The organism is Tunturiibacter gelidiferens (assembly GCF_014201335.1).
Lineage (GTDB): Bacteria > Acidobacteriota > Terriglobia > Terriglobales > Acidobacteriaceae > Edaphobacter > Edaphobacter lichenicola_E.
Genome location: NZ_JACHEB010000001.1, coordinates 581,939 through 606,843 on the forward strand (window position 1 = coordinate 581,939; position 24,905 = coordinate 606,843).

Genomic DNA, 24,905 nt, shown 5'->3' on the forward strand with positions numbered 1-24,905 from the left:
GCAGTCAAGATCGAATCATCAAATCTCAAAAAATCTCATGACCCAACCTGACTTCCCCTGGAAAAGTCAACCCATTGCTTCCAGGCCGGGACCCTGCGATACTTAACCGTGCCCATCCTGCACAAATTTCAAATACATCTAAAGAGGTCGCGGACATGTCTGCAAAGTACATCTTCGTAACTGGCGGAGTCGTGTCTTCGCTCGGCAAGGGTCTCGCCGCAGCCTCTATTGGCTGCCTGCTCGAAGCCCGTGGCATCAAGGTCAACCTCATGAAGTTTGACCCCTATCTCAACGTCGACCCCGGCACCATGTCGCCCTTCCAGCATGGCGAGGTCTTCGTCACGGACGACGGCGCCGAAACCGACCTCGACCTCGGCCACTACGAGCGCTTCACCCACGCCAAGCTCACCCGCGACAACAACCTCACCACCGGCCGCATCTACGAGCAGATCATCACCAAAGAGCGCCGCGGCGATTATCTCGGCAAGACCGTCCAGGTCATCCCCCACGTCACCAACGAGATCAAAAACGCCATGCGCAAAGTCGCAGCGGACTGCGAAGTGGCCATCGTCGAAATCGGCGGCACCGTCGGAGACATCGAATCGCTTCCCTTCCTCGAAGCCATCCGCCAGATGCGTCAGGACCTCGGCCGTGAAAACACCTGCTTCGTCCACGTAACGCTCATCCCCTGGATCGCCGCCGCACAAGAACTCAAAACCAAGCCCACCCAGCACTCCGTCAAGGAGATGCTCTCGATCGGTATCCAGCCCGACATTCTCCTCTGCCGCTCCGACCGCGCCGTCCCCCGCGAGATGCGCAACAAGATCGCCCTGTTCTGCAACGTAGAAGAGGCTGCCGTCATCGCCGCCCGCGACGTCCCCAGCATCTACGAAGTCCCCCTCACCTTCGCAGCCGAAGGCGTAGACACCCTCGCACTCAAGTACCTCCGCATCGAAACCAAAGCCCCCGATCTCTCCCGCTGGCAGGACATCGTGCGCCGCGCCTACAACCCCAAAGACGAAGTCTCCATCGGCATCGTCGGCAAGTACGTCGAGTACGAAGACTCCTACAAATCCCTCAAAGAAGCTCTGGTCCACGGCGCCTTGGCCCACAACCTCAAGCTGCGTGTCACCTGGCTCGAAGCCGAAGGTCTCGAAGTCCCCGACTTCGCCGCACAACTCCAGGGCTTCGACGGCATCCTCGTCCCCGGCGGCTTTGGCAAACGCGGCATCGAAGGCATGCTCAACGCCATCCGCTACGCCCGCGAAGAAGCAGTCCCCTACTTCGGCATCTGCCTCGGCATGCAGACCGCCTGCATCGAGTACGCCCGCAACGTCTGCGGCCTCAAGGACGCCAACTCCGGCGAATTCGACCCCGCCACCCCTTACCGCATCATCTACAAACTCCGCGAACTCACCGGCGTCGAAGAGATGGGCGGCACCATGCGCCTCGGCGCCTGGGACTGCGTCATGGAGCCCGACTCCCTCGCCGCCCACGCCTACGGCAAGACCGAGATCAGCGAACGCCACCGCCATCGTTACGAGTTCAACCGTGAGTACGAGGCCATCCTCACCGGCGCGGGCCTTCGCCTTACCGGCACGACGCCTGACGCAACCTACGTCGAGATCGTGGAGATCCCCACGCACCCCTTCTTCCTCGGCTGCCAGTTTCACCCCGAGTTCAAATCCAAGCCGCTAGAGCCGCACCCGCTCTTCCGCGACTTCATCGCCGCAAGCTACCAGAACCGCCTCGCCATGCAGCACGAGATCTCAACCTCCTCCAGCATGGAAGCCCTGTAGTTGTCAGCGACGTAACGTCGTTCCGATTCGCATTGACGAGCGCAGGCGACTACTACGGCGCTGCCTCGCCATTTTGTTGGGCGCCGGAGTAACATTGTCGAACGATCTTAGACCGGACAATGATGACAACTCTAGCTTTCAGTTCGCTTGGGTCCGTTATGTGGGGCGGCATTACGTTTTTGGCAGGTATCGCAAGCAAGGGCATTGTCGATTCATACCTTCGTCGCAGAGATGACACACACAAGTTCCTGCTTGATAAACGCCTGCACTTCCTTGAAGAGCAGCTGTCAAAGTTCTATTGGCCGACTTATCTTCATCTGCAAAAAGAAAACTTACTGTGGGATCGACTCAAAGACAGAGACCAGGATCCAAACAGCCCTCAAAGCAGACTGAGTATCCAGATAGAATCAGCCGGAATTCTACGAAATCACAGAGACGCCCTTGCGGTCATTGAAGACCACCTGCATCTGGCAGGCGATACGACCATCGTTGAAGCCTCGTTACGTTACGTAAGACATGTAAAGGTCTTTGAGATGCTCCGTGAAGCGGGTCTTAAGGACGATCCCGTGAGCCACGGGGAACCGTATCCGCACGACTATTTTCCACTGATCGAAAAGCGAGTCAACGCACTTCAGACCGAATACGACCAATTGATCTTAAGGCTCAGGCCGGCGGAACGAGACTGAGCGCAAAGGCAGCATTAAGAAAGCATCTTTTGACGCGACGACCACTGCCTGTAAACTCAAGCCAATCACATGCCCCTCCTTCTGCGCGCCTCTCTCCTACTTTGCCTTTCGACCGCTTCCGTAATCGCCCAAACCACCCCCGCCACCGATCCAGGCATCCGCACCATCGCCGACGCGAACAAAAACCTCACCGGCCGTGCCCCTCACGGCATCGACTGGAGCCCCGACGGCAAGCTCCTCACCTTCATCGTCGACGAACCTGAAGCCAGCTCTCCCGGCAAAGCAGGTGACATCGTCCAGATCGACGCCGCAACCGGCCGCGCCAGCGTTCTCGCCACAGCCGAGCAGCTCAGCAAACTCACCTCCGCCGCCGTCAACGAAAAAGATGCGGACCACCGCTCCCGTTACGGCATGTCCGCCTACCTCTGGTCCGCCGACTCCAAACATCTCCTCATCGACAACGGCGGCCGCCTCTGGCTCTACGACATCGCCGCCGGCACCGGCACCCTCATCGTCGACACCCACGAGGGCTCCGGCGACGACCCCAAATTCTCTCCCGACGCTGCCAACGTCTCCTACCTTCACAATCACAACCTCTACATCCACCCCGTAGCCGCCACCGGAAAAGAGACCGCCCTCACCCACGACACCACCGACACCCTCCTCAACGGAGAAGTCGACTGGGTCTACCTCGAAGAGCTCGACGTCCGCAGCAATTACTTCTGGTCGCCCGACTCCAAATCCATCGCCTACCTCCAGATGAACGAGGCCAAAGTCCCCCAGTATCCCATCACTGACTGGATCCCCACCCACGCCACCATCGACAACCAGCGCTACCCGCAACCCGGCGACCCCAATCCGGCCGTCCGCGTCGGCATCGTCTCCACCAAAGGCGGCAAAACCAAATTCATCGAAGTCCCCTTCAGCTCCAACAACGACTACATCCCTCGTTTCGGCTGGGTCGACGCCAACACCGTCTACATCGAAGTCCTCACCCGCGACCAGCAGCACCTCAACCTCTACTTCGCCGACGCACGCTCCGGCAAAACCCGCGTCGTCTACACCGACACCGACGCCAAATACCTCGACTTCAGCACCGACCTCAACATCCTCCCCGGCGGACGCTTCCTCATCAGCAGCTGGCGCGACGGCCACGCCCACCTCTATCTCTACAGCTTCGACGAACACCATCCCCTCGCCGCCGACGCCACACTCACCCGCCAGCTAACCCAGGGCGACTACGAGGTCGAAACCGTCGACAGCATCGACCCGAAATCCAACACCGTCTTCTACGCCTCCAACGAAGGCTCTCCCCTCGAAGACAATCTCTGGTCGGTCAAATTTGACGGCACCTCGAAGCAACAGCTCACCACCGGCCGCGGCACTCACGGCACCAGCACCTCACCAGACGGCGTCCACTTCACCGACTACTACAGCGACGCAACCACGCCCCCCGTCCTCAGCCTCTGCACCGTTGGACAAAGCTGCGCTCCCATCTGGAAGTCCAAGCCCCTTGCCCGCGCAACCGGAGTCACCAGCTCCATCGTCACCGTCACCGCCGCCGATGGAAAGACCAAACTCTACGGCCGCCTCACCACCCCGGCCTCAACCACCCCCGCAACCGTCCCCCTCATCCTCAACCCGTACGACGGTCCCACTCCCGTCAGCAGCATCCGCAACTCATGGGGCGGATCCCAGATCTTCAACGAGCTCCTCGCCCAACGCGGCTTCGCAGTCCTCGATATCGATACCCGCGGAAGCGGAGGCCGTGGCCGCGACTTCCAGCAGGCAGCGTATCGCAACTTCGGCCCCGTCCAGTTCTCTGACCAGATGACCGCACTCGACCAGATCCTAGCCCAATACCCGCAACTCGACTCCAAACGCATCGGCTGGTGGGGCTGGAGCTGGGGCGGCTACTTCACCCTCTACGCCATGACCCACACCGACCGCATCCTCGCCGGCGTAGCCGTGGCCCCCGTCACCGACTGGCGCAACTACGACTCCATCTACACCGAACGCTACCTCGGTCTCCCCTCTCCAAACGCGACACCAGACCCGAACAACATCTACGCCATCGACTCACCCATCACCGATGCCGCCAAGCTCAAAGGCCGAATCCTCATCGCGCAGGGCACGGGCGACGACAACGTCCACATGGCCAACACCATCCAATTCATTCAACCCCTCATCGACGCAGGCATCCCCTACGACCTGCAGCTCTTCCCCCGCAAAACCCACTCCATCGCAGGCCCCACCGCACGCGACGAGCTCTTCGCCCGCATCCTCTGGCAATTCGAAACCTACCTCAAGCCTTAGCTCCGCTCAACCGCTAAGACCTCAGTTACATTGTCGTTGCAGCTGCATCCCCCGCGGTGCAGTTGCAGTTATTGAGTTTTTGAAGCCGTCATCCTGAGCGTAGCGAAGGATCCCTGTATTTGTTTTTTTTTGTCTTTGTCCCTGTCCTTGCAGTTGTCTTTCTTTCTGTCATCCCCGAAGGGGATCTGCTTTTCGCCTCAAAGCCCGCCATCCTACCCCCTGAGCGAAGCCGAAGGGGTAGGATCCTTCTATTTGCAGTTGCCCACACTCCCATCCCCACAACAGCTACCCCCCACCGTAGTAGCATCCAAACAACAATGACTACCCAATACGGTTCATACGGCTCAGGTCGCAGATCCTCCGGAACGTTCTTCGCTGTCGTCCTCTCCCTCTTCCTCGGAGCCGTCGCCCTTGCCGCATTCCTCCGCCAAGCCACCACCGGACTGCCTGCCCGAGTCGCCGCCGCCATCACAGGCCGCACCACCACCTTCGACACCTCGGTTCCGGCGGTCGTCCAGCGCATTCAGCGCCTCAGCCGCCTGGAAACCGTCGTCTACTCCATCGACACCGTCGTCGAAGGCTCCAAATCCAGCACCGTCCTGCCCGACCTCCTAGCCGGCGACCGTCTCCTCCTCGTCGTCCACGGCCAATCCATCGCAGGCATCGATCTCTCGCAACTAAAGCCCGAAGACGTCCGCATCGACAACAACGGCCAGTCCATCCACGTCACCCTGCCCGCCTCGCAGCTCTTCGTCACCACGCTCGACAACCAGCACACCCGCGTCTACGCCCGCTCTACCGGCCTCCTCGTCCCCGCCGACCAAAACCTCGAGTCCGACACTCGCGCCAAGGCCGAACAACAACTCCAGGCATCCGCCCTCTCCGACGGCATCCTCGACACCGCACGCAAGAACGCCCGCGCCACCGTAACAACTCTCCTCTACAGCCTCGGCTTCCACCAAGTCGACGTTACTTAAGACCCCCCATTCACCGAACCCTAACCTAACCCGCGGCAACCTTATCTCCCGCATTGCGTCCAACTGTTCAATGCCACTGAAGCAGTACCTCTCCAGCTTCGATTCTCCCAACCTTCTCAGAACCTGCGCTAAAATTCAAAGCATGATGTTTCGCTCCAAACCTCGGACTGAAGACACCACAACCGAGGAGATCCCCACCACCGCCGTGCTTCCATTCCCCAGTCTCGATCGCAATGGGAAAAACGGGGGAGAGGACCAGGAGACCACTCTCATCAAAACGGTTGGTTGGATCTCCGCCGGTCTGGGCGCCGTTGCTCTTGGTCTATTCGTTGGCCGCGAACTCCGCCAGCGCTACAAGTTCAACCGCCGCACCCCCTACGACTTCTACGCACACTCCGGCGACGAGCAGGACGTAGACGCAGGCCTCGGCATCTAGCTGCCTTCCCAAAACTGGAAAAGATCAGTCCTGCGGACGGCCCACTGCGCGTGGCGCGGTCACTTCGTGACTTTTGTACCGGTCTGGGCGCGTCGAGATACATCGGGCCTCGCGTTGCTCAGCTTTCAATTCCGACCAGCGGGAGGACAAACGCAGTTAACCAACCCAGAAAAGATACACACGCCACGAAGTGGCCGCCCGCCGCGGAGGCGGCCCGTCCGGCAGGACTCCCTCCGTCATTTATCATCGACCTCGACATGAAAATAGCTTTCCTCTTCCCCGGCCAAGGCTCGCAATCCGTAGGCATGGGCCGCGATCTCTACGACAACTTCTCCACCGCCCGCGCCATCTTCGACGAAGCGGACGAAGCCCTCGGCTTCCCTCTCTCAAAGCTCATCTTCGAAGGCCCTGAAGACGAGCTCAAACTCACCGAGCACACCCAGCCCGCCATCCTCACCGTCTCGGTCGCAGCCGCCCGCATCCTTGCAGAGAGAGGCATCACCCCCACCTTCGCCGCCGGCCACTCCCTCGGCGAGTACTCCGCCCACGTCGCCGCCGGCACCCTCTCCTTCACCGAAGCCATCCGCACCGTCCGCTCCCGCGGTCAGTTCATGCAGCAAGCCGTCCCCGCAGGAGAAGGTGCCATGGCCGCCATCCTTGGCCTCTCCTCTACCCTCATCTCCGAGGTTTGTTCCCAGGTCACCGACCAGCTCACCCCGCTCCCCACAATGCCCGACGCCAAAACCTTCAACGCAGCTCTTGCCGTTGTCTCCCCCGCCAATCTCAACTCCCCCGACCAGACCGTCATCTCCGGAGCCTCCGGCGCCGTTCATCTAGCCGCCGACCTTTGTAAGGCTGCCGGAGCCAAGCGCGCCGTAATGCTCCATGTCAGCGCTCCCTTCCACTGCGCCCTCATGCAGCCTGCGCAGGACGCCCTCGCCACCACCCTCGAAGCCGTCACCTTCCACGACCCCGCCTACCCCATCGCCGCCAACGTCGACGCCCGCCTCCTCCATCGCCGCGCCGAAGTCCCCGACTGCCTCATCCGCCAGGTCACCGGCTCCGTCCGCTGGGTCGAGTGCATCCAACTTCTCATAGCCGAAGGCGCAACTCACTTCATCGAAGTAGGCCCCGGCAAAGTCCTCTCCGGCCTAATGCGCCAAATCGACCGCAACCAAAAAACCTTCCACGTCGAAGACTCCGCCTCCCTAGAAAAAACCCTAGCGTCGTTGACGTCGACCGGTAGCTAGAAATTGAAACAAACGACAATCATCTCTGATCGTCATCCTGAACGCAGTGAAGGATCCCTGTATTTCTTCAGTCGTTTGCACGACCTTCAATTTCAAGGCCAAACCAGCCGACCTCCAACTCAAGGTTTAGAATCGGGAGCCATGAAGACACCTAGACTGCGTTTTGTTTTATCTATCTCTGCAGCGATTGCGGCCACGTTCCTGCCTGCCTCATTACACGCCGCCACACCAGAAGAGCAGGCAGTCCTTGCCCCTGTGACAGCAATGTTCGACGGCATGGCAAAGCGCGACGCAGCAGCCATCAAAGAGCCAACACTCCCCGGCGGCACGATGGTCCTCATGCGAGACGGCAAACCAACCCAGATGACATTCGAGGACTTCGCAACCCGCGTAGGAAAACCCGGCACCACGAAGATAGAAGAACGCATACACGATCCCCTCATACGCATCGACAATGACCTCGCCGTAGTCTGGGCCCCATTCGAGTTCTTAGTCGACGGCAAAGTGGATCACTGCGGAACCGATCTCTTCAATCTCGTCCGCAAGGATGGCAAATGGTTGATCGCGAGTGTTGCAGACACCGGAAGGAAAGACTGTTCAGTGAAGTAGCAAGCAGCTTCCCGAAGACGTCCTCACTTTTATCTAGTGCTTAAGTACTGGATCCAGCACGAAGTTCAAATCCCGCACATCTCCCTCGACCACAAGATTCTGCGTAACCGGATCGAAAACACTCGCCTTCGATCCCGCATCCTGCCCGCTCACCTTCACCACGTAGGAGCCACTCACCACACAGTGTAAGACAAACGTCCCCTCGCTTCCGATATCTGCCTCGCGCACCACTGTCATGTCCTCTGGATCGAGTAGCTGCACGGTAACTTTTTTCACCACGCTGCCATCAGCCTTCGCGCTCACCGCGCCCCGAACGACATGTAGCCCATTGGCTGGAATCGTCACATCTACGCCGTTTCGCTCCTCACCGTCATACAGAACGATCGGCAAAGTCTCTCGGATCCTGTACTTATCGCCGAAGTACACCTTCAGCCCGTCACCTTTGGTCACCTTAACATCGATCTCACTAGTACCTGTGATCCGCTTTGGCATCCACAACGCTTGGCGCAGCGCAATCATCACCGAATAAGTACCTGGCGGCAGCCCTGTCTCGCGAAATCTTCCACGATCGTCCGTCTGCACGCTGTCGAGCCCAAGCACCGAAGTTGAGTTATCGTTCGCACTATTTGCGAACGGCTCCCACTGTTGCTTTGCATTCTTCCAAAGCAGCTTCACAGGAAGATTCTCCGCAGGCGAGCCATCGTCATAGATCACAGTGCCGGCGATAGAAGCGCCACGCTGCATCGTCACAGAGGTCGAAGTGGTTCTCCCAGCAACAACCGTTATCGGGTTCAACGCGTACTTCAGTCCCTCATCCTCGTCCTTCACCGCCCCTGAAGTCTCCGCAACCAGAACGTCGTACGGTGTCACGTACCCAGCACAGCGTCCCAGGATGTAATAGTCCCCTGCAACGGCACCATCGATCTGAAAGACCCCGTCCATATCTGTCGGTGAAGAGTAGGCATGCTGTTCACCGGCGGCATACCGTCTCTCTTCTTTGCCGGCATACTCTGCATCGTCACGCTGCCGAACCGGCAGACGGCATGCGTATCCGCACAATACAAGTGGCCTGTCACCGAGCCTGTCTCTTGCCCGGTCGCGTGTCTCTCAACACTCAACACTGCCGTCAGTACGAGCAGCGCCATATTCAAGCAGCGGCCAGCAGAATCACCTCTCTGCGTCGTCATCGTTCTCCCATACTACCCCTGCAGCTTGAGCAGCTGAATGAGATACTCATAGTGGGTTCTGACCCTGAAGGACCCAGAGGAGCCTCGTGCAAATCAACGACAAAGTAGAAAACTTCACCCTCCAAAACCAAGACGGCAAAGAAGTCTCCCTCACCGACTTCAAAGGCAAGCCCGTAGTCCTCTTCTTCTACCCCCGCGCCGACACCCCAGGCTGCACCATCGAATCCTGCGGCTTCCGCGACGCCTTCGAAAAGTTCCAGAAGCAAGGCATCGTCGTCCTCGGCATCTCCCGCGACACCGTCAAAGACCAGAAGAAATTCAAAGACAAGTACGACCTCCCCTACGACCTCCTCGCCGACCCCGACATGGAGCTCATCAACCGCTACGACCTCGTCAAGCCGAAGAACATGTACGGCAAGCTAGTCAAAGGCGTAAAACGCACCACCTACCTCATCGGACCCGACCAGCACCTCATCCACATCTTCGAAGAGGTAAAACCCGAAGGCCACGCCGAAGAGGTCCTCGCGCTCCTAAAAGCCCACGCAAAGAAATAACTTCCCCTCAACAGCAGCCAGCCACGACTCCGCATCGAACAAGCAGAGACCCTCATCGATGAACGCCTACCAGGTACGATTCAAGACCCACCCCGACCCCACCCACCCCGGCGGAATCATCATGCAGTACGAGCGCATCGGCGACATCACCCAAGAAGCCAGCCCCCTCCGAGTCGCCTACCCCGACAAGGTAAAACTCCAGGGAGCCTTCCTCAAAGCAGGCCTCTACCTCCACGCCTTCGGACACGAAGACCCAGGCAGAGACGTCATGCCCGACCCCGATCAAGACTACGAAGTCACCAATGAGATGATGCGGCAACTCGGATTCGAAATCCCCGCCTGATCGTCTGCCCTTTTTTACGTTCCTGACTCCATAAAATCGCCTCCGTCCAGTAAAATTTTCCGCACAATCAATTGATCGCCGCGGCAGGGACCCCATTCCTAACCCCATGTTCACGCTCAATTTACAGCAGATTCATCGACAACCCTAAAACTTAGGGCTATGCGAAAAAAAAGATTTTCTTCTGCATTCAACCTTGTGGCGGCCTTCCTGTTTTTCTTCCTGTGCTCCCATCTGAACGCTCAATACGAAAACGGCACCCTCGTAGGAACCATCCATGATGCAACCGGAGCCGGCGTCTCAGGCGCATCCGTTTCCATCACCAACAACGCGACCTCCATCACCGCAAAAGCGACTTCCAACAGCTCAGGCGACTACGAAGTCCCCTCCCTCCGCGTCGGCGTCTACACCATCTCCGCCAGCGCACCCGGCTTCTCAGACGCGGTCGCAAAAAACATCACCATCTCCGTCGGCGTGCGCGAACGCATCGACCTCTCGCTCCAGGTAGGCTCTACGCAAACCACAGTAGAAGTCAGCGACCTCGCCCTGCAAATCGAAACCGAGACCAGCCAACGCGGCCAGACCATCACGCAATACCAGAGCGAGGCCTTCCCGCTCGTCTCCCGCAACTACTCTGACCTCCTCGGCCTCGTCACCGGCTCCCGCCAGGCTCCCACCGCCGCCACCACCAGCTCCATCAACTCCCTCGTCCGCGCCGGAGCCTACAACATCAACGGCCAGCGCAGCATCTTCAACAACTTCCTCCTCGACGGCATGGACAACAACGCCTACGGCGAGAGCAACCAGGGCTTCGACAACCAGATCATCGCCGTCCCGCCTGACTCCGTAGCCCAATTCCAGATCGTCACCAACAACCAGAGCGCAGAGTACGGCCGCTCCTCCGGCGCCACCATCAACGTCGCCTCCGCCAGCGGAACCAACAAATTCCACGCCACCGTCTACGAGTTCATCCGCAACACCGACCTCAACGCCGCTGGCTACTTCAAACCCACCCTCATCGGCAGCAGTGGAAACGTCGTCCCCTTCCAGAAGCCGACCTTCAACCGCAACCAGTTCGGCGTCAACTTCGGCGGACCCATCATCAAGGACAAGCTCTTCTACTTCGTCGACTACGAGGGCTTCCGCCAGGTACTCAAGCCCCTCAGCGTCAACACCGTCCCCACCACCAACGAACTCAACGGCAATCTCGTCGTAGCGGTCCAGAACCCACTCACCGGTCAGGTCTACCCCGCCGGCACTCGAATCCCTGCCGCAGCCATCAACCCGGTCTCGCAGCAGATCATCAACTACTTCAAGCTAATCCCCACAGCAGGAAGCGGCACTCTCGCGACAGGTGGTCTGGCCCAGGACAACTACGCCACCCAAGTCCCCTTCACCGACAACTCCGACAAGGGTGATCTTCGCATCGACTATCAACAGAACCCCAGCAGCTCCTGGTTCCTCCGCGTCAGCGACCGCAAGGAGACCGGCTTCAACGCTCCCGTCTTCCCGCTTCCTCTCGACGGCCAGACCAACGGCACCATCCGCGTCCTAGACCAGCAGGTAGCCCTCGGCTACACTCACCTCATCGGCGCCAACAAAGTGGTCGATGCCCGCATCGGCCTCTCCAAAACCAAAGCCGGCAAGTTCTCGCCCTCCATCGGTGACAACGCCATCACCCTTCCTGGCCTCCCCTCCGACCCCACCGTCTCGGGCGGCCTTCCCTCCACCAGCCTCGGCGGCGGCTTCACCGCGTTCGGTCGTCAAAGCACCAACCCCCAGTGGCAGAACCCCTCCCTGCTCGATCCCAAGGTCAACTTCACCTGGATCAAAGGCCGTCACTCTCTCAAGTTCGGCTATGAGTACGAGCACATCTGGATGGCCGTCAACGACAACAATCCGCTCTACGGCTCCTTCAGCTACTCCGGAGGCTTCAGCCTCTGCCCCAGCACCACCGTCGCCGGCGTCAAAACCGCGACCAACCCCAACTGCCCCAACATCAGCGGCGCAGTCGCCGACAACTACTGGGCCGACTTCCTCTTCGGCACCACCAACAACTATTCCCTCGCCAACCTCTTCGTCGCCCACCTCCGCCAAAGTCTGCAAAGCACCTACGCGCAGGATGACTGGAAGGTCGATCCCAAGCTGACCCTCAACCTCGGTCTCCGTTGGGAGTACGGCTCGCCCTACTCTGAGCAGCACAACTTTATCTCGAACTTCGATCCCATCACCCAAACCGTCCTCACCATCACCCCAGGCGCAGTCGCTGGCGGCGGCATCACTCCAACCTCCGGCAGCGGCGTCTACGGCAACACCCTCGTCAATCCTGACCTCAACGACTTCGCTCCACGCCTCGGCTTTGCCTACGCAGCCACCGCGCGCACCTCCATTCGCGGCGGCTACGGCACCAGCTACGTCCACTACACCCGCGCAGGCTCAGGCGACATCCTCGCCATCAACGCCCCGCAAGCCCAGTTCGTCTCCGTCACCCAGAAGACGCCCTCCACCAGCAATCACTGTCCCGTAGGCGGAGCCGCTGCAAACTGCTACGTCACTGCCGACCAGGGCTTCCCCACCGGAATCGCCACCACCTTCAACAAAGCAACCGACAACATCACCTGGGTTCCCAAGAACACCCGCGACAGCTACGTTCAGAGCTACTTCCTCAGTGTGCAGCAGGAGCTCGCCAAGAACACGCTCCTCGACATCGCCTACGTCGGCAACCACGGCAGCAAGCTCCAGGGCTTCCTCAACGGCAACCAGATCAACCCCTCCGCTGGCTTCACGCGCCCTTACGGCAACTGGCCCAGCGACATCACCACAGCCCTCAACGAGTTCTACTCGCACTACGACGCCCTTCAGGTTCGTTACGAGCAGCGGTTCGTCGCCGGCCTCACCCTCCTCAACTCCTTCACCTGGTCGCACTCGCTCGACAACGCCAGTGCCTCCCTCGAAGGCAACAGCCCCTCGCCGCAGGACGCCAACAACATCGCCGCCGACTACGCGCAATCTGACTACAACCTTCCCATCAGCAACGTCACCAGCCTCGTCTACGACCTTCCCTTCGGACGTGGCCGCCACTTCATGAACACCGCTAACGGCTTCACCGACACGGTCCTCGGCGGCTGGCAGATCAGCGCCATCAACACCATGCAGGCCGGCACTGTCTTCAACGTCGGCTACTCGCCCAACTCCGCCAACGCCGTCTCACCACAAATCCCCGCAACATATCGCGGAGCCAACGAGTATCGCCCAAACATCGTCCCTGGCCAGAAAGCCATCAAGAAAACCAAGCTGAGCAACGGCTTCATTCAGTACACCAACCTCGCCGCCTTTACCTTGCCAGAGACAAAGGATGGAAGCGGAAATCTGGTAAGCCCCTTCGGCAACGCCTCACGCAACCCAGGTCGCTCGCCGGCTCTCTACCAGACCGACGTCGCCCTCAACAAAACCTTCACTACTCCGCTTGAAAGTCTGCGCATCCAGTTCCGCGCCGAATCCTACAACCTCTTCAACCACACAAACTTCTACATCCCCGGCAGCGGTCTCACCGGCACACTGAGCACACCGGCCACCGCCACTGCACCGGCCAGCCTCAACAACCCAACCGGAGGCGGCCAGATCACCAGCACCTTCGAGCCGCGCATCTTCCAGTTCGGCCTCAAGATCCTCTACTAACCCACAACCCGCAATGCAAAAGCCCTGCGCCAACCAGCGCAGGGCTTTTTTTCATAACGATCAAGAACAGCTCCTACTAAGGCTTCCAGAAGTCCGGCTCCGCCTGTACAAACGCATCCGGCGGATAGCTCATCTTCGGCGCCATCCTGAACAGATTCGACTGTCTCGACTCGACGCACGAAGCCTCCAACGCGTCCAGCTTCTTCAGTCCCTCCGGCCCCAACGCCTCGATGAACTTCGGATCCTTTGCGAAGTTCGAGTCGATCTCCTCCCCCGACCTCAGCGTCGTAATCACAAGATACGTGCTGCCCCCGCCATAAAGCATCTCGTAGGTCCCCCAGTGAGCATCCGGAACACCCTTCTTGTACGCATCGATCACCATCTTCACCAACTCATTCCACTCACCGGTATGGCCCGGGCGAACCACAAATTGCGTCAGCTCCGCATAGCGAGAACCCACGCGATATCCCTGGTTCAAACTGAGATCGTCCCTTCGCATCCACATGCTGGAGTTCGTCTCCGCCAGCAGATCGCCATCCGCTTCATTCGCTCGATCAAGCTCAGCCGAAAGAGACGCGTTCCCGTTCACCTTCTTGCGCTCAGCTTCAATGTCCGCAAAGCTCGGATAGGCGCTCAAAAACAGAACCCTCGGCCGACCCGAAAGAGAGGCAAGCGCGTAGTAGTGGTCCGTAGCCTTCGCCCCCGCCATCGCCTGGGCAAACGCAGCCTCGCTCTTTTCATGAGCTGCCCCCTCCTTGCCTGGCTTGGTGAACTCGCGCTGAATCGTTAATATCTTCTGGCTCGGAATCGTCTTATCCTGCGCGGAGACGGCAGGCGTTACGCAGCTTACAAAACCAACAAGCAACAAAGGGAGAGCGATACATCGACAAGTGATTGGCAGATTCATACAGTCTTCTCCTGATTCGAACGTGAGAGAAGCGAAGGAGCAAGCAGAGGACGAACCTATCGGCACTTTTGCGCGCGACAGCTCGGCTGCACGGCGGACATGCAAGCATGATCGACCCATCAGCCTCAGTGTCCGGGAACGACTATCCCCAGGGTTGAATTGATGCGCGCAATAGTAGGCATTCGAGCTCCATAAATCAAACAAATTCTGCAACTTGCAAAAAGGTGCAGAGAGCCTTCGCAAAGCCGATCCACACTCGCATTACACATCGATTCACGGAAACTCAGGCCCATCAATGGTTGCCCTTCTCCGTCTGTTGTCGCCATTGCTCTTGTCGCTGTTGCTGACACCGCCTCGATCCGACTGCCTTAAAACCCAATCCCCTTGAATCGTCATCTCGACCGAAGACGCGCAGTCTCATCGCGCGACGCAGTGGAGAGACCCCCGTACTTCGTCCTTGTCTTTGTCTTTGCCGTTGCCGTTGCCGTTGCCGTTGCCGTTTAAAAATCCACGCACGCAGTCTCCGTCCCCATCCTCCCTATAATGCAATCAGCGAAGCGCGCAGGCATGACACAAACTCAACTAACCACCTCCACCCTCCTCACCGCGGCAATCGCGACTGCAGGAACCCTCACCTACGCCGCACTCTCTGCCCAATCGCAACTCTTCGGCAAACTCCTCATCGCCCCCAAAAACCCTAACGAAATCGCCCTCACCTACGACGACGGCCCCAACGATATCGCCACCGAACGTCTCCTCGAAGTCCTAGCCCGCAACAACACCCGCGCCACCTTCTTCCTCATCGGCCGTTACGTTCAGCAACGCCCTGCCATCGCTCGCGCCATCGCAACCGCCGGACACCTCATCGGCAACCACACCATGACTCACCCATGGCTCGCCTGGCAATCCACCGCCCGCATCCGCGAAGAACTCACCCGCTGCAACGCCGCAATCGAAGACACCCTCGGCGCTCCCGTTCGCTACTTTCGCGCCCCTCACGGTGCACGCCGCCCCGCAGTCTTTCGCATCGCACACGAGCTCAACCTCACCCCAGTCCAGTGGAACCTTCTCCCCGGCGACTGGAAGCCCATCTCCGCCCGGGAGATCGCAGACCGCACCCTCAGCGGAATTATCCGCAACCAGCGGCAGAATCGTTCATCCAATATCGTGCTGCACGACGGCGGACAGTCTGGTCTCGGCCAGCCTCGCCTGCCAAGCGTCGAAGCCACATCCCTGATTCTTCAGCACTATAAAAATCAACCGGAGATCCGGTTCGTTACGGTCGATTCTTGGAACTGATCCCACCCCGATCCCGTACTATTTAGCATCACCCAAAAGGAATCCCGATGAGCACAACCGCTAACCCCACCGCGGCACAGCAGAATCCCGTCATCGATCCCGAACTCCCCGCGCCGTTATCGATGGGCGATGTCCTGCGCGTCCCCATGATGCGCCGTCTCTGGTACGCCCAAATCATCTCCGTCTTCGGCGACTTCCTCGCCCTCTTCGCCGTCATCAACGTCCTCACATTCAAGCTGCACGCCAACGCCCAGCAGGTCACTGGCGTCCAGATCGCCTACATGCTCCCCATCGCCGTGCTCGGCATCCTCGCCGGAGTCTTCGTCGACCGCTGGCCCCTCAAGCCCACCATGGTCTCAAGCGACTCCATCCGCGCCGGCCTCTGCCTCCTGCTGATCTTCGCCACGCAGATCTGGCACTTCTACGCGATCCTCGCCGCCATCAGTGTCATTTCCAGCTTCTTCAGCCCGGCCCAGGGAGTAGCCATCCGCTCCGCAGTTCCCCTGCATGGCCTCCGTTCCGCCAACGCGCTCATGCAGCAGGTCATGTTCGGCATGCGCATCATCGGCCCTGCCATCGCCGGCCTCATGGTCTCCTATCTCGGAGCCGTCAGCTGCTACGCCTTCGACTCCGTCAGCTTCGTAGGCTCCGCCCTGCTCATCGCCTCCGTCACCTTCATGGCCCCCGGACCAAAAGCCGCCACGCCAGCACCCGACGCCGCAGGCAGCTCCGCAATCGGCAAAGTCTGGCTCGACATGAAGCAGGGCATCAACTTCATCATGCACCACGCCGCCCTATTATTTACGATCCTCGCCATGGCAGCAGGCATGTTCGTCCTCGGCTGCTTCGGCCCGCTCATCGCAATCTACGTGCGTGACTCCCTCCACGCCTCCACAAAATCCTTCGCCATTGCCTCCGCCATGATCGGCCTCGGAATGCTGATCGGCATCAACGGCCTCAACACCTTCGGCAAAAAGCTGAAGGACACAGTCCTCGTCTACTCCGGCCTCTGCGGCATCGCCGTCGGCCTCGTCATCCTCACGCTGCTGCCACATCTCTGGTCGACCATCCTCGGCAACCTCATCATCGGCTTCTCGGTAGCGGGCATCATCGTCCCTTCGCAAACACTCTTCCAGAAAGCAACGCCACCAGAGCTGATGGGCCGCGTAGGCTCCACCTTCATGTCCATCATCTTCACCGCACAGATCTCAGGCCTCGTTCTCTCGGGCATCCTCACTCATTACATCGGCGTACGCCCGGTCTTCGCCCTCTGCGCCGTTATGCTGGTAATCCTGATGGCAGTCGGCAAAATCTGGATGGAACCAAAGCCCGCAAGCACACAATCTGCCTGATCTCCCGCTCAGCAGGTGCCACTCGCCAAAACGCAGTTCAATTCATAGAGTGCCGTCGTCGAATTTGGCAAACAACCGTGCGAAGCTACGCGGACCGAAAGCGGCCGCGGATAAATCCAGAGAGTCCCAGGAAACCAGTTGCGAGCAGGGCCAGCGTCGAAGGCTCGGGAACAGTGGCGTTCTCAGGAGTGACCGTCGCGGAGGTCGTGAAGTCTTCGCTCGCCGAGGTCAGAATCAACGGCCCATCCGACGTAGAGGCGCTGAGAGGACAATCGTCCGCGGGGAAGTTCCCCAGACAGTTCTCGAGGTTCAGGTTAGTCGGATCCACAGGAAAGATGAGATGGCCGTTGGGGTCTCCGCCATCAGCGATGGAGACATTTGTCAGTGGTCCTCCCGAGTAATTGACATCAATGAAGTTAATGCCGCTGTTGGCGAGAAACGTCCCGAGACCGCCGACGGTGATGGTCGTTACCAGAGTCGTGGTCGTTTCAGGATCGGTGAAGGTCGTGAGTGTGTACTCGCCCGTGCCCGGCCCGAGAGGACCAGGACAAGTGTTCGCAGCGATACAAGATAAAAGCTGCTGGCTTGAAAATGTTCCTGTGAAGGTTACATTCTGATTCGTGAAGGATTGGCTGCCAATGGTGCCGCTTGCCTCCTGCGTGATGGATAGGCTGATGGTGTCTGCCCTGGCCACAGAAGTGCCGGCGAAAACAGTAAAAAGCATGAGGGCTGGAAACAGAACGGGACGGAACGAAAGACGCATAAGACCTCCGGGGATGCGTACTATTTTCGTGAAGGAGCAGGCCGTAAGTTGAGCTTCACCGCCATTTCCGGGGTCAGCTTACCGCACCCGGTGGGCATGCGACTGTGGCAGAAAAACCACAACCCATCTCATAAATGCCTCAAGTCCCGGAGCCTGCCCCAGGCAAGCCGCCGCGCCTGCCGGCCTACTGAACGATGATCGAACTTCCCGTGTTTAGAATTGCCTTTGCATCATGTCGATGCTCGGTTCACTGCATCTTGCTGAGGGCGGCGAAGGTGATCTTGCCTGGCCTTAGAAACAGCATGATGAGCAGATAAACAATCACCACCCATATGATCAGGACAAATCCATCGGACGTCGCCAATGTATACGCCTGCGCCCGCACTTGCAGGCCAAGAGCAGTGCCTGCACGTTGCAGTGCCTCTTGCTTACCCGTGGACTGCGGCAGTGCGCCGCCCGCCAGCATCAGCAATCGGTGATCGGTAAGCCAGCTGCCCCTTTGCACATAGAGCCCCAGCATATTGGAGTGAAACTGCTCTCGCACCGCAATAAAGTGAGTCATAGCAGCTACGCCGACCTGGCCGCCGAAGAGCCGCATAAGATGCATAAATCCGGAGAAGGTGGCGGCGTTGGCGGCGCTTGTCAGAGCGCCCGCTTCGAGCGCCTCCAGCACTATGCTGCTCACCAATCCGATGTAGGTGCATGCCAATCCGACAGAGAGCAGAAGCTCCACTATTTCGAAGCTACTTCCTGACCACGTAGTATCCACGTGTGACCAAAGCCAACAGCATATCGCTCCCACGGTAAGTCCAAGCGCCAGGACCAGCCGCGAGTTTACGTGGATGATGATTGTAGCCACCAGCCACACCACCGCGAACATCGGCAGCGCCACCCAGGCAAGCGTGTGTCCGGTCTCCAGCGGCCGGTAGTGTTGAATGTTGCTGAGGAACCCTGGTACCAGCACAATCGCTGCCAGGTGCATGAACTTGAATACGAAGATGGACGTGGCCAGGATGATGATGTTCCGGGTGTTCAGAAACTTGAGATTCACCTCTGGATTCGGCTGGATCATGCGTCTCACGATCGTCGCCCCAAACAGAAAGAGTCCAGCGACTACCATCGCGACGATAGTGCCGGAGTTCAGCCAGTCCAGCCGCTGTCCTTGATCCAGTGCCCCATACAAAAGAGCAAGGCTCAAGCTGAAGTACGTGAACCCCCGCCAACTCGGTTTGGGGTCTGTATTGGTCCGGCGCGGAATTCCGAAATGGATACATACCATCATCAATGGAGTGAAGAGCGCGGCCGTCCAGAAGATCCAGCGCCACGAAAGATGATCGACGTACCACCCCTCCAGCAACGTCGCAATATTACTGACGAAGACAATGTCCGCCGCATACGCCGCGATCCCGAAGATGATCAACCGCTTCGGAAGGTTGGTCAACACAAACGTCATCGTAAGTGAGTAGAAGGTCCCCGAAGCGAGACCTGCCACGATCAACAGTGCCAGCATCACCTGGTAGTTCGGTGCAAACGGCAGGAGGAAAGATGCGGCCGTGAAGATCCCAGCAGCCGGTAGCAGAATTCTGCGCGGCCCCCAAAAGGCATTCAGGAAGACGACAAATACACCACTGAAGATCGTCGCCATGTTGAACGCGGTCGGAAGCCACGATGCATCATCGAAACTGATGCCGAGGGCGCCTCGCAGATCGGGGAGACCGACGCTCAGTAATCGGCTGCTCAGCGTAGCGAGCCCCGCGCCCAAAAAGACCGCAAAGATTCCCACGTACGGGTTTGTGGTCGATTGGGGCTGAACGGGTTTTGCAGGAGAAGCAGGCGCAGACTGACCTGTGGTCTCTGTGGTCGTCATTGAGGTAGTCTCCGTCACAAATCATCTCCATTTTACAAACATTTACGATGCTTAACGACCCTTAGATCCAGGGTAGCGTCGTTCCGCTCCTTATATTCTTCATCACTTCTAGGAGCAATCGAGCTTCCCGTAAAGTCGGGGTGTCGGCTAGGAAGGAAGTCTGGCTGAAGCCTCGTGAGAACAGCACCGGCCTCGATTTCCGCGATCGCGGGGGGGACTTGCACTGCACAGACTACGATCTCACCATTGCGTCACATCTCTTCTTGAGACTCCTTGCCTCTGTCGCGACGAGATCAACAATCTTCTTGGAAAGCAGTGCCGTCGCAATATTGGTCAAAAGTCCTTTCGAAGAAAAAGAGAGTTCGACCTGAGTCGCTCCGTCTCTGGTCTCGATTCTGTGATCGGCGACCAATTCGCCTCCGAGCAGTTTCTGAACCCACGTGAACGCCACATTCGGGGTACAGTCAGTAACTTCATACACTCCAGGCTGCAATCCCGGCTGTACCACGCGATATCGAGCGCCGACTCGTAATCCTTCATCGGTCAGTGGCGTAATTTCGAGAACCGTTGGTGTCCAGTCTTTCCAGTGCTCGACGTCAGCGACTATTCGCCAGACCATCTCCGCGGGTGCCGACGTAACGAATCTTTCGACTGTCTCCATACTGCTGCTCCTCCTCTGCGGTCTTCCTGAGACCACCTGCCGAATTCGCATTCGGTGGCCAGCACAATCCATCATCGATAAGCGTCCGAAGCCACTTCTCCTGCTCAGCCAAAAATAATTCTCAAAAAGTTGGCATATTTTTCGAAACCGAAAATTGTGGTGCTAAAACTCCACATCCACCACGCATCCCACCACGTTTTCACCACCGAAAAACCACATCGAAACACGCAATTTTCCCACAGCCCCCTTCAAAAACCTCAGCAAACCCACACATTTTCGCCCATCCACCACAGCAGAAAAAAAATACCCAACCATCAAAAAAATCGCCAACTTTTCTAAAATTATTCCGGCCGATCCGTCAAAAACGACTTACGAGCAGCTTCGAGGACCATCCCTATCTCCGCTTCCCCATGCGCGGTCGAAACAAACGCAGCCTCAAACTGGCTAGGCGGCAACCACACACCCGCATCCAGCATAGCCCGATGAAACCGCCCAAAAGCAGCCGTATCCGACGTAGCGGCACTCACAAAATCAGTCACAGGCTTATCCGTAAAAAACCACGTAAACATTGACCCAACACGATTGGTCGTCAACGAAATGCCCGCCTCCCGCGCCACCCCCGCAACCCCTTCCGCGATGCGAGCGGTCGTGCTCTCAAGACCGTTATAAATCTCTTCTTCATGCCGCAGAAGATGGCTCAAAGTCGCGATTCCCGCAGCCATAGCAAGCGGATTCCCACTCAAAGTCCCAGCCTGATACACCGGCCCCAGAGGAGCCAAAAACTCCATCACATCCGCGCGCCCGCCAAAAGCCCCACAAGGCAGGCCTCCGCCAATAATCTTGCCCAGCGTAGTAAGGTCCGGCGTCACTCCATAGACTTGCTGCGCACCTCCAAGCGATAGACGAAACCCGGTCATCACCTCGTCAAGGATCAGCAAAGCCCCATACTGCGCCGTAATCTGCCGCAATCCCTGCAGGTACTCCGCCGCTGGAGCGATAGTGCCTGCGTTGCCTACAACCGGCTCCACAATGACGCAGGCAATCTCGTCCGGTCGCGCCGCAAATGCCGCTCTCACCGCATCAAGATCGTTGAAAGGCAGCGCGAGCGTGTGCATCGCGGTCTCCGCCGGCACCCCCGCGGACCCAGGAATTCCCAGCGTGGCCACGCCGCTACCCGCCTTGACCAACATTGCGTCCGAGTGCCCGTGGTAGCAGCCCTCGAACTTGATCACAAAGTTGCGACCAGTGAAGCCACGCGCCAGCCGAACAGCCGACATACAGGCCTCTGTACCGGAGCTGACAAAGCGCAGCTTTTCGATCGACGGAAAGCATCGAGTCACCAATTCGGCCAGATCTGCTTCTGCCGCAGTGGAGGCTCCGAAGCTCGCCCCTTGCGAAGCCGCCTTCTGAATCGCCTCGACGACCAGAGGAAAGGCATGTCCGAGGATCATCGGGCCCCACGAACCGAAGAAGTCGAGGTATTTATTTCCATCCGCATCAAACAGATAGGCGCCATCGGCATGGGTAACGAACGGCGGATCCCCCCCCACTGCGCGAAAGGCCCGCACCGGCGAGTCGACGCCTGCAGGCAGGAATTTTTCAGCACGAAGCTGCAACTGACGGGAGCGAGTAAGGGGACGGGACATATCAACAGTATAAAGAGGCATATCATAGAGAGATGACCGAGCCAGAGCGTGCAGAGATTGAGGGCCGGGCGTTGCTGCTTTACGACGGCGTCTGCGCTTTGTGCAACGGAGTGGTTCAGTTTTTGCTCAAACACGACCGGCAAGAGAAGCTGCGCTACGTCCCCCTTCAGAGCACGCTTGGGCGTGAGGTACTTGGTCGCTTCCAGGTACAGAGCTTCCCCGACGGAGTCGTACTGCTGACAGACGCCCTGAGGCCGCAGGAACGGCTCTACAACCGCTCCGACGCAGTCGGTGGAGCTCTGAGGCTGCTTCCAGCGCCCTGGAGGCTTCTGGGCCGGCTGCTATTACTGGTGCCAAAAACCCTGCGTGAGTTCGGCTACGGGATCGTCGCTCGCCTCCGCTACCGAATCCTGGGCCGCTACGATACCTGTCCGCTACCACCTTTGGACCAGCGCCGAAAACTTTTGGGCGTGTACGAATAACGGCACTTTACGATACTTTGAAGATCGCCCTGCTAGACTAAACTTCTTCTTTTCAAGCACTACGATATGGAGCACGACCTTGCCGGATGAGACCTCCCCGCCGCCTGATTCAATTGCCACGCACAGACCCACGTCCGGACAGGACAAATCCACCGGAGTCTCTCCGCTGCAGTCCGCAAATGCGGAGCGAAAGGCCACTGCGCTGAAGCGATCCTCCTCAGAAGAAACGGCCAAGAGCCCGGCGAAGAAGAGCATCAGCTATGCGGATGCCGGTGTCGACATCACCTCCGGGGACCGCAGCAAACAGCGCATCAAGATGCTCGCGCGGAAGACCTTCAACAAACAGGTGTTGAGCGAGATCGGCGGCTTCGGCGGCCTGTTTGCTCTGGATCTCGAAAAGTTTCCCAACCCCGTACTGGTCTCAAGCGCGGACGGCGTGGGAACAAAGCTGAAGGTCGCGTTTGACCTCGGCATTCACCACACCGTTGGACAAGATCTCGTAAATCACTGCGTCAACGACATTGCGGTGCAGGGTGCGACGCCGTTGTTCTTCCTCGATTACCTGGCCACCGGAAAGCTCGAAGACATAGTGATCGAGCGCGTAGTGCAAGGTATAAGCGAGGCCTGCAAAGCCAACGGCTGCGCGTTGATCGGCGGTGAGACGGCCCAGATGCCGGGTTTCTACGCGGACGGTGAATACGACCTTGCGGGCACGATCATCGGCGCGGTGAGCCGCGACAAGATCATCACCGGAGAGCAAATTCAGATCGGCGATGTTCTAGTCGGTCTGCCTTCGAACGGCCTCCATACGAACGGGTATTCGCTCGCGCGCAAGCTGCTGTTTGAAGTCGCAAAGTATGGCCCGGAGCAGTACATCAACGAGCTGAAAGATAAGACCGGCGCAGCATTGATGCGGACCCATCGCAGCTATCTGTCGGTGATCAAGAAACTGACTGGAGCCGACGTAGTAAGCGGCATGGCGCACATCACCGGAGGTGGAATCACGGAGAATCTGCCGCGCATTCTGCCGAAGGGCATAGGAGCGTTGGTCGACCGTGCTTCGTGGACCGTTCCTCCTCTGTTTGAACACCTGCAACAGCTGGGCAACGTGGAGGAGGACGAGATGCTGCGGACCTTCAACATGGGCATCGGGCTGATCGCGGTGATTCCAGCCGAGAAGATAAAAAAAGCCAAGGCGATTCTGAACCGCGCGAACGAAAGGCACTGCCTGATTGGCCGAATCGTGCGCGGCGAACGCAAGGTCAGCTACAACTAGAGAATAGGCAGCGCCGTTTTTACCGCCCGGTGATCACTGCAACTTCGCAGGTGGTCAGCAGTTTTTTGCTTAAAGCTGATGATCACTGCAGCTTCAGGCCGTGGCGTAGTTGGACGGCCGATGCAGACGGCTACGACGGAAGAAAAAGTAGATGATGACGCTGACGACCGCGGCGTACGCGCACCAGACCGAAGTGAAGGCATATCGTTTGACCAGCATGACGACGAGCAGGCCCACAAGATTGAGCCATGCAAGCGTGATTAGGTCGCGGTAGCCTGAGAAGAAGAGCGAACCGCAGGTCGCGATAACGTAGAGGATTGCGATGAGCGTAGTAGTGGTGATGACGTTGACGTAAACGATGCTGTTGTCCTGTATGGAGACCTGCAGCGGATAAGCAATGAGCCCCCACAGCATGTAGAGCATGAGTGCCCCTCCCAGGATGGCGAACGGGAGCATCTGACGCCGCTGTTTTCGAGTGGGCTCGAGCAGCAGGACGCTGAGTGGAAGCAGGAACGGCAGCAGTCCCTGCGCGTAGAGGACATAGGCTGCACCGGCGTCGTGGGTCACGGTTGGCGAAAGAGTTCCCCCGAGTCCCAGCCAGACAAAGCCTTCGACAAACTGATGGAACGCAAAGAGGCAAGGCATCGCGGCGAAGAGCAGTTCGCGGCGGTGTTTAACCTCAGTGAGAGTGACTACGCCAATTGCGCCCAGAACGGCGCTGCCGACGAAGTTCGCGGTTGCAGAGAAGCACATGGATTCCTCACGGTTCAGGCCATCATACTTCAGCGCCCGCCGCCAATCCTCGCGTGTCTTCTAGAAA

Annotated in this window: 21 protein-coding genes; 14 read left to right on the forward strand and 7 right to left on the reverse strand. The window is 58.6% G+C overall.

The features are described from left to right. Nucleotides 1-155 precede the first annotated feature (155 nt). From HDF14_RS02380 to HDF14_RS02410, 7 genes are all read left to right on the forward strand, one after another. Nucleotides 156-1,799: a CTP synthase gene (locus tag HDF14_RS02380; RefSeq protein WP_183973153.1), complete on the forward strand. Its 1,644-nt coding sequence runs from the start codon at nucleotides 156-158 to the stop codon at nucleotides 1,797-1,799. 119 nt (nucleotides 1,800-1,918) lie between these two features. Next, the gene (locus HDF14_RS02385) at nucleotides 1,919-2,485 is read left to right on the forward strand and encodes a hypothetical protein (protein WP_183973154.1); all 567 of its coding nucleotides are present in this window, start codon (nucleotides 1,919-1,921) and stop codon (nucleotides 2,483-2,485) included. A gap of 69 nt (nucleotides 2,486-2,554) precedes the next feature. Continuing rightward, nucleotides 2,555-4,801: a DPP IV N-terminal domain-containing protein gene (locus tag HDF14_RS02390; protein ID WP_183973156.1), complete on the forward strand. Its 2,247-nt coding sequence runs from the start codon at nucleotides 2,555-2,557 to the stop codon at nucleotides 4,799-4,801. 317 nt (nucleotides 4,802-5,118) lie between these two features. Next, the gene (locus HDF14_RS02395) at nucleotides 5,119-5,778 is read left to right on the forward strand and encodes a DUF4230 domain-containing protein (RefSeq protein ID WP_183973157.1); all 660 of its coding nucleotides are present in this window, start codon (nucleotides 5,119-5,121) and stop codon (nucleotides 5,776-5,778) included. A 70-nt stretch (nucleotides 5,779-5,848) separates the two neighbouring features. Next, complete coding sequence (locus HDF14_RS02400) at nucleotides 5,849-6,214, forward strand: hypothetical protein (protein ID WP_183973158.1); 366 nt, start codon at nucleotides 5,849-5,851, stop codon at nucleotides 6,212-6,214. 257 nt (nucleotides 6,215-6,471) lie between these two features. Further along, nucleotides 6,472-7,464, forward strand: coding sequence for an ACP S-malonyltransferase (gene fabD / locus HDF14_RS02405; protein ID WP_183973159.1), 993 nt, complete (start codon nucleotides 6,472-6,474; stop codon nucleotides 7,462-7,464). Between the two features lie 141 nt (nucleotides 7,465-7,605). After that, nucleotides 7,606-8,073 carry a nuclear transport factor 2 family protein gene (locus HDF14_RS02410; RefSeq protein WP_183973160.1) on the forward strand — a complete coding sequence of 156 codons (468 nt, stop codon included), beginning with the start codon at nucleotides 7,606-7,608 and terminating at the stop codon, nucleotides 8,071-8,073. 33 nt (nucleotides 8,074-8,106) lie between these two features. Here HDF14_RS02410 and HDF14_RS02415 read toward each other — a convergent pair whose 3' ends face one another. Next, nucleotides 8,107-9,132, reverse strand: a complete 1,026-nt coding sequence (locus HDF14_RS02415) for a carboxypeptidase-like regulatory domain-containing protein (protein WP_183973161.1) — start codon at nucleotides 9,130-9,132, stop codon at nucleotides 8,107-8,109. 214 nt (nucleotides 9,133-9,346) lie between these two features. Here HDF14_RS02415 and bcp point away from each other — a divergent pair, with 214 nt between their 5' ends. The 3 genes from bcp (at nucleotide 9,347) to HDF14_RS02430 (ending at nucleotide 13,832) form a co-directional block, all read left to right on the forward strand. After that, on the forward strand, nucleotides 9,347-9,814 hold the full coding sequence (bcp, locus tag HDF14_RS02420) for a thioredoxin-dependent thiol peroxidase (protein ID WP_183973162.1): 468 nt from the start codon (nucleotides 9,347-9,349) through the stop codon (nucleotides 9,812-9,814). A gap of 58 nt (nucleotides 9,815-9,872) precedes the next feature. Beyond that, nucleotides 9,873-10,157 carry a hypothetical protein gene (locus tag HDF14_RS02425; RefSeq protein ID WP_183973164.1) on the forward strand — a complete coding sequence of 95 codons (285 nt, stop codon included), beginning with the start codon at nucleotides 9,873-9,875 and terminating at the stop codon, nucleotides 10,155-10,157. Between the two features lie 159 nt (nucleotides 10,158-10,316). Then, nucleotides 10,317-13,832, forward strand: a complete 3,516-nt coding sequence (locus HDF14_RS02430; RefSeq protein ID WP_183973166.1) for a TonB-dependent receptor — start codon at nucleotides 10,317-10,319, stop codon at nucleotides 13,830-13,832. Nucleotides 13,833-13,908: 76 nt separating this feature from the next. Here HDF14_RS02430 and HDF14_RS02435 read toward each other — a convergent pair whose 3' ends face one another. Then, nucleotides 13,909-14,739, reverse strand: coding sequence for a hypothetical protein (locus tag HDF14_RS02435; protein WP_183973169.1), 831 nt, complete (start codon nucleotides 14,737-14,739; stop codon nucleotides 13,909-13,911). A 567-nt stretch (nucleotides 14,740-15,306) separates the two neighbouring features. Between HDF14_RS02435 and HDF14_RS02440 the strand changes: the two genes are divergently transcribed. Both HDF14_RS02440 and HDF14_RS02445 read left to right on the forward strand, forming a co-directional pair. Then, on the forward strand, nucleotides 15,307-16,038 hold the full coding sequence (locus tag HDF14_RS02440) for a polysaccharide deacetylase family protein (RefSeq protein WP_183973171.1): 732 nt from the start codon (nucleotides 15,307-15,309) through the stop codon (nucleotides 16,036-16,038). A 47-nt stretch (nucleotides 16,039-16,085) separates the two neighbouring features. Further along, nucleotides 16,086-17,390: an MFS transporter gene (locus HDF14_RS02445; RefSeq protein ID WP_183973173.1), complete on the forward strand. Its 1,305-nt coding sequence runs from the start codon at nucleotides 16,086-16,088 to the stop codon at nucleotides 17,388-17,390. A gap of 85 nt (nucleotides 17,391-17,475) precedes the next feature. Here HDF14_RS02445 and HDF14_RS02450 read toward each other — a convergent pair whose 3' ends face one another. The 4 genes from HDF14_RS02450 to hemL all read right to left on the reverse strand — a co-directional run bounded on the left by HDF14_RS02450 (nucleotide 17,476) and on the right by hemL (nucleotide 22,327). Next, nucleotides 17,476-18,153 carry a PEP-CTERM sorting domain-containing protein gene (locus tag HDF14_RS02450; RefSeq protein ID WP_183973175.1) on the reverse strand — a complete coding sequence of 226 codons (678 nt, stop codon included), beginning with the start codon at nucleotides 18,151-18,153 and terminating at the stop codon, nucleotides 17,476-17,478. Between the two features lie 247 nt (nucleotides 18,154-18,400). Further along, on the reverse strand, nucleotides 18,401-20,020 hold the full coding sequence (locus HDF14_RS02455) for an MFS transporter (protein WP_183973177.1): 1,620 nt from the start codon (nucleotides 20,018-20,020) through the stop codon (nucleotides 18,401-18,403). Nucleotides 20,021-20,252: 232 nt separating this feature from the next. After that, a complete protein-coding gene (locus HDF14_RS02460) occupies nucleotides 20,253-20,681 on the reverse strand; it encodes an SRPBCC family protein (RefSeq protein ID WP_183973179.1) in 429 nt (142 codons plus the stop codon). A 341-nt stretch (nucleotides 20,682-21,022) separates the two neighbouring features. Next, on the reverse strand, nucleotides 21,023-22,327 hold the full coding sequence (hemL, locus tag HDF14_RS02465) for a glutamate-1-semialdehyde 2,1-aminomutase (RefSeq protein ID WP_183973181.1): 1,305 nt from the start codon (nucleotides 22,325-22,327) through the stop codon (nucleotides 21,023-21,025). A gap of 32 nt (nucleotides 22,328-22,359) precedes the next feature. Between hemL and HDF14_RS02470 the strand changes: the two genes are divergently transcribed. Together HDF14_RS02470 and purM are read left to right on the forward strand one after the other, a co-directional pair. Next, nucleotides 22,360-22,809: a thiol-disulfide oxidoreductase DCC family protein gene (locus tag HDF14_RS02470; protein WP_183973183.1), complete on the forward strand. Its 450-nt coding sequence runs from the start codon at nucleotides 22,360-22,362 to the stop codon at nucleotides 22,807-22,809. Between the two features lie 202 nt (nucleotides 22,810-23,011). Next, the gene (purM, locus tag HDF14_RS02475; protein ID WP_260698006.1) at nucleotides 23,012-24,085 is read left to right on the forward strand and encodes a phosphoribosylformylglycinamidine cyclo-ligase; all 1,074 of its coding nucleotides are present in this window, start codon (nucleotides 23,012-23,014) and stop codon (nucleotides 24,083-24,085) included. A gap of 93 nt (nucleotides 24,086-24,178) precedes the next feature. Here purM and HDF14_RS02480 read toward each other — a convergent pair whose 3' ends face one another. Then, nucleotides 24,179-24,838, reverse strand: a complete 660-nt coding sequence (locus tag HDF14_RS02480; RefSeq protein ID WP_183973185.1) for a DUF6629 family protein — start codon at nucleotides 24,836-24,838, stop codon at nucleotides 24,179-24,181. Nucleotides 24,839-24,905 lie beyond the last annotated feature (67 nt).

Excerpts from the sequence above, each read along its gene's own strand:
- HDF14_RS02430 (WP_183973166.1), top strand. The coding sequence starts at position 10,317 with ATGCGAAAAAAAAGATTTTCTTCTGCATTCAACCTTGTGGCGGCCTTC.
- HDF14_RS02395 (WP_183973157.1), top strand. The coding sequence starts at position 5,119 with ATGACTACCCAATACGGTTCATACGGCTCAGGTCGCAGATCCTCCGGA.
- HDF14_RS02450 (WP_183973175.1), bottom strand. The coding sequence starts at position 18,153 with ATGCGTCTTTCGTTCCGTCCCGTTCTGTTTCCAGCCCTCATGCTTTTT.
- HDF14_RS02435 (WP_183973169.1), bottom strand. The coding sequence starts at position 14,739 with ATGAATCTGCCAATCACTTGTCGATGTATCGCTCTCCCTTTGTTGCTT.
- HDF14_RS02400 (WP_183973158.1), top strand. The coding sequence starts at position 5,849 with ATGCCACTGAAGCAGTACCTCTCCAGCTTCGATTCTCCCAACCTTCTC.
- hemL (WP_183973181.1), bottom strand. The coding sequence starts at position 22,327 with ATGTCCCGTCCCCTTACTCGCTCCCGTCAGTTGCAGCTTCGTGCTGAA.
- HDF14_RS02390 (WP_183973156.1), top strand. The coding sequence starts at position 2,555 with ATGCCCCTCCTTCTGCGCGCCTCTCTCCTACTTTGCCTTTCGACCGCT.
- HDF14_RS02455 (WP_183973177.1), bottom strand. The coding sequence starts at position 20,020 with ATGACGACCACAGAGACCACAGGTCAGTCTGCGCCTGCTTCTCCTGCA.
- HDF14_RS02380 (WP_183973153.1), top strand. The coding sequence starts at position 156 with ATGTCTGCAAAGTACATCTTCGTAACTGGCGGAGTCGTGTCTTCGCTC.
- HDF14_RS02470 (WP_183973183.1), top strand. The coding sequence starts at position 22,360 with ATGACCGAGCCAGAGCGTGCAGAGATTGAGGGCCGGGCGTTGCTGCTT.
- HDF14_RS02460 (WP_183973179.1), bottom strand. The coding sequence starts at position 20,681 with ATGGAGACAGTCGAAAGATTCGTTACGTCGGCACCCGCGGAGATGGTC.
- HDF14_RS02425 (WP_183973164.1), top strand. The coding sequence starts at position 9,873 with ATGAACGCCTACCAGGTACGATTCAAGACCCACCCCGACCCCACCCAC.
- fabD (WP_183973159.1), top strand. The coding sequence starts at position 6,472 with ATGAAAATAGCTTTCCTCTTCCCCGGCCAAGGCTCGCAATCCGTAGGC.
- HDF14_RS02445 (WP_183973173.1), top strand. The coding sequence starts at position 16,086 with ATGAGCACAACCGCTAACCCCACCGCGGCACAGCAGAATCCCGTCATC.
- HDF14_RS02440 (WP_183973171.1), top strand. The coding sequence starts at position 15,307 with ATGACACAAACTCAACTAACCACCTCCACCCTCCTCACCGCGGCAATC.
- HDF14_RS02410 (WP_183973160.1), top strand. The coding sequence starts at position 7,606 with ATGAAGACACCTAGACTGCGTTTTGTTTTATCTATCTCTGCAGCGATT.
- HDF14_RS02480 (WP_183973185.1), bottom strand. The coding sequence starts at position 24,838 with ATGTGCTTCTCTGCAACCGCGAACTTCGTCGGCAGCGCCGTTCTGGGC.
- HDF14_RS02385 (WP_183973154.1), top strand. The coding sequence starts at position 1,919 with ATGATGACAACTCTAGCTTTCAGTTCGCTTGGGTCCGTTATGTGGGGC.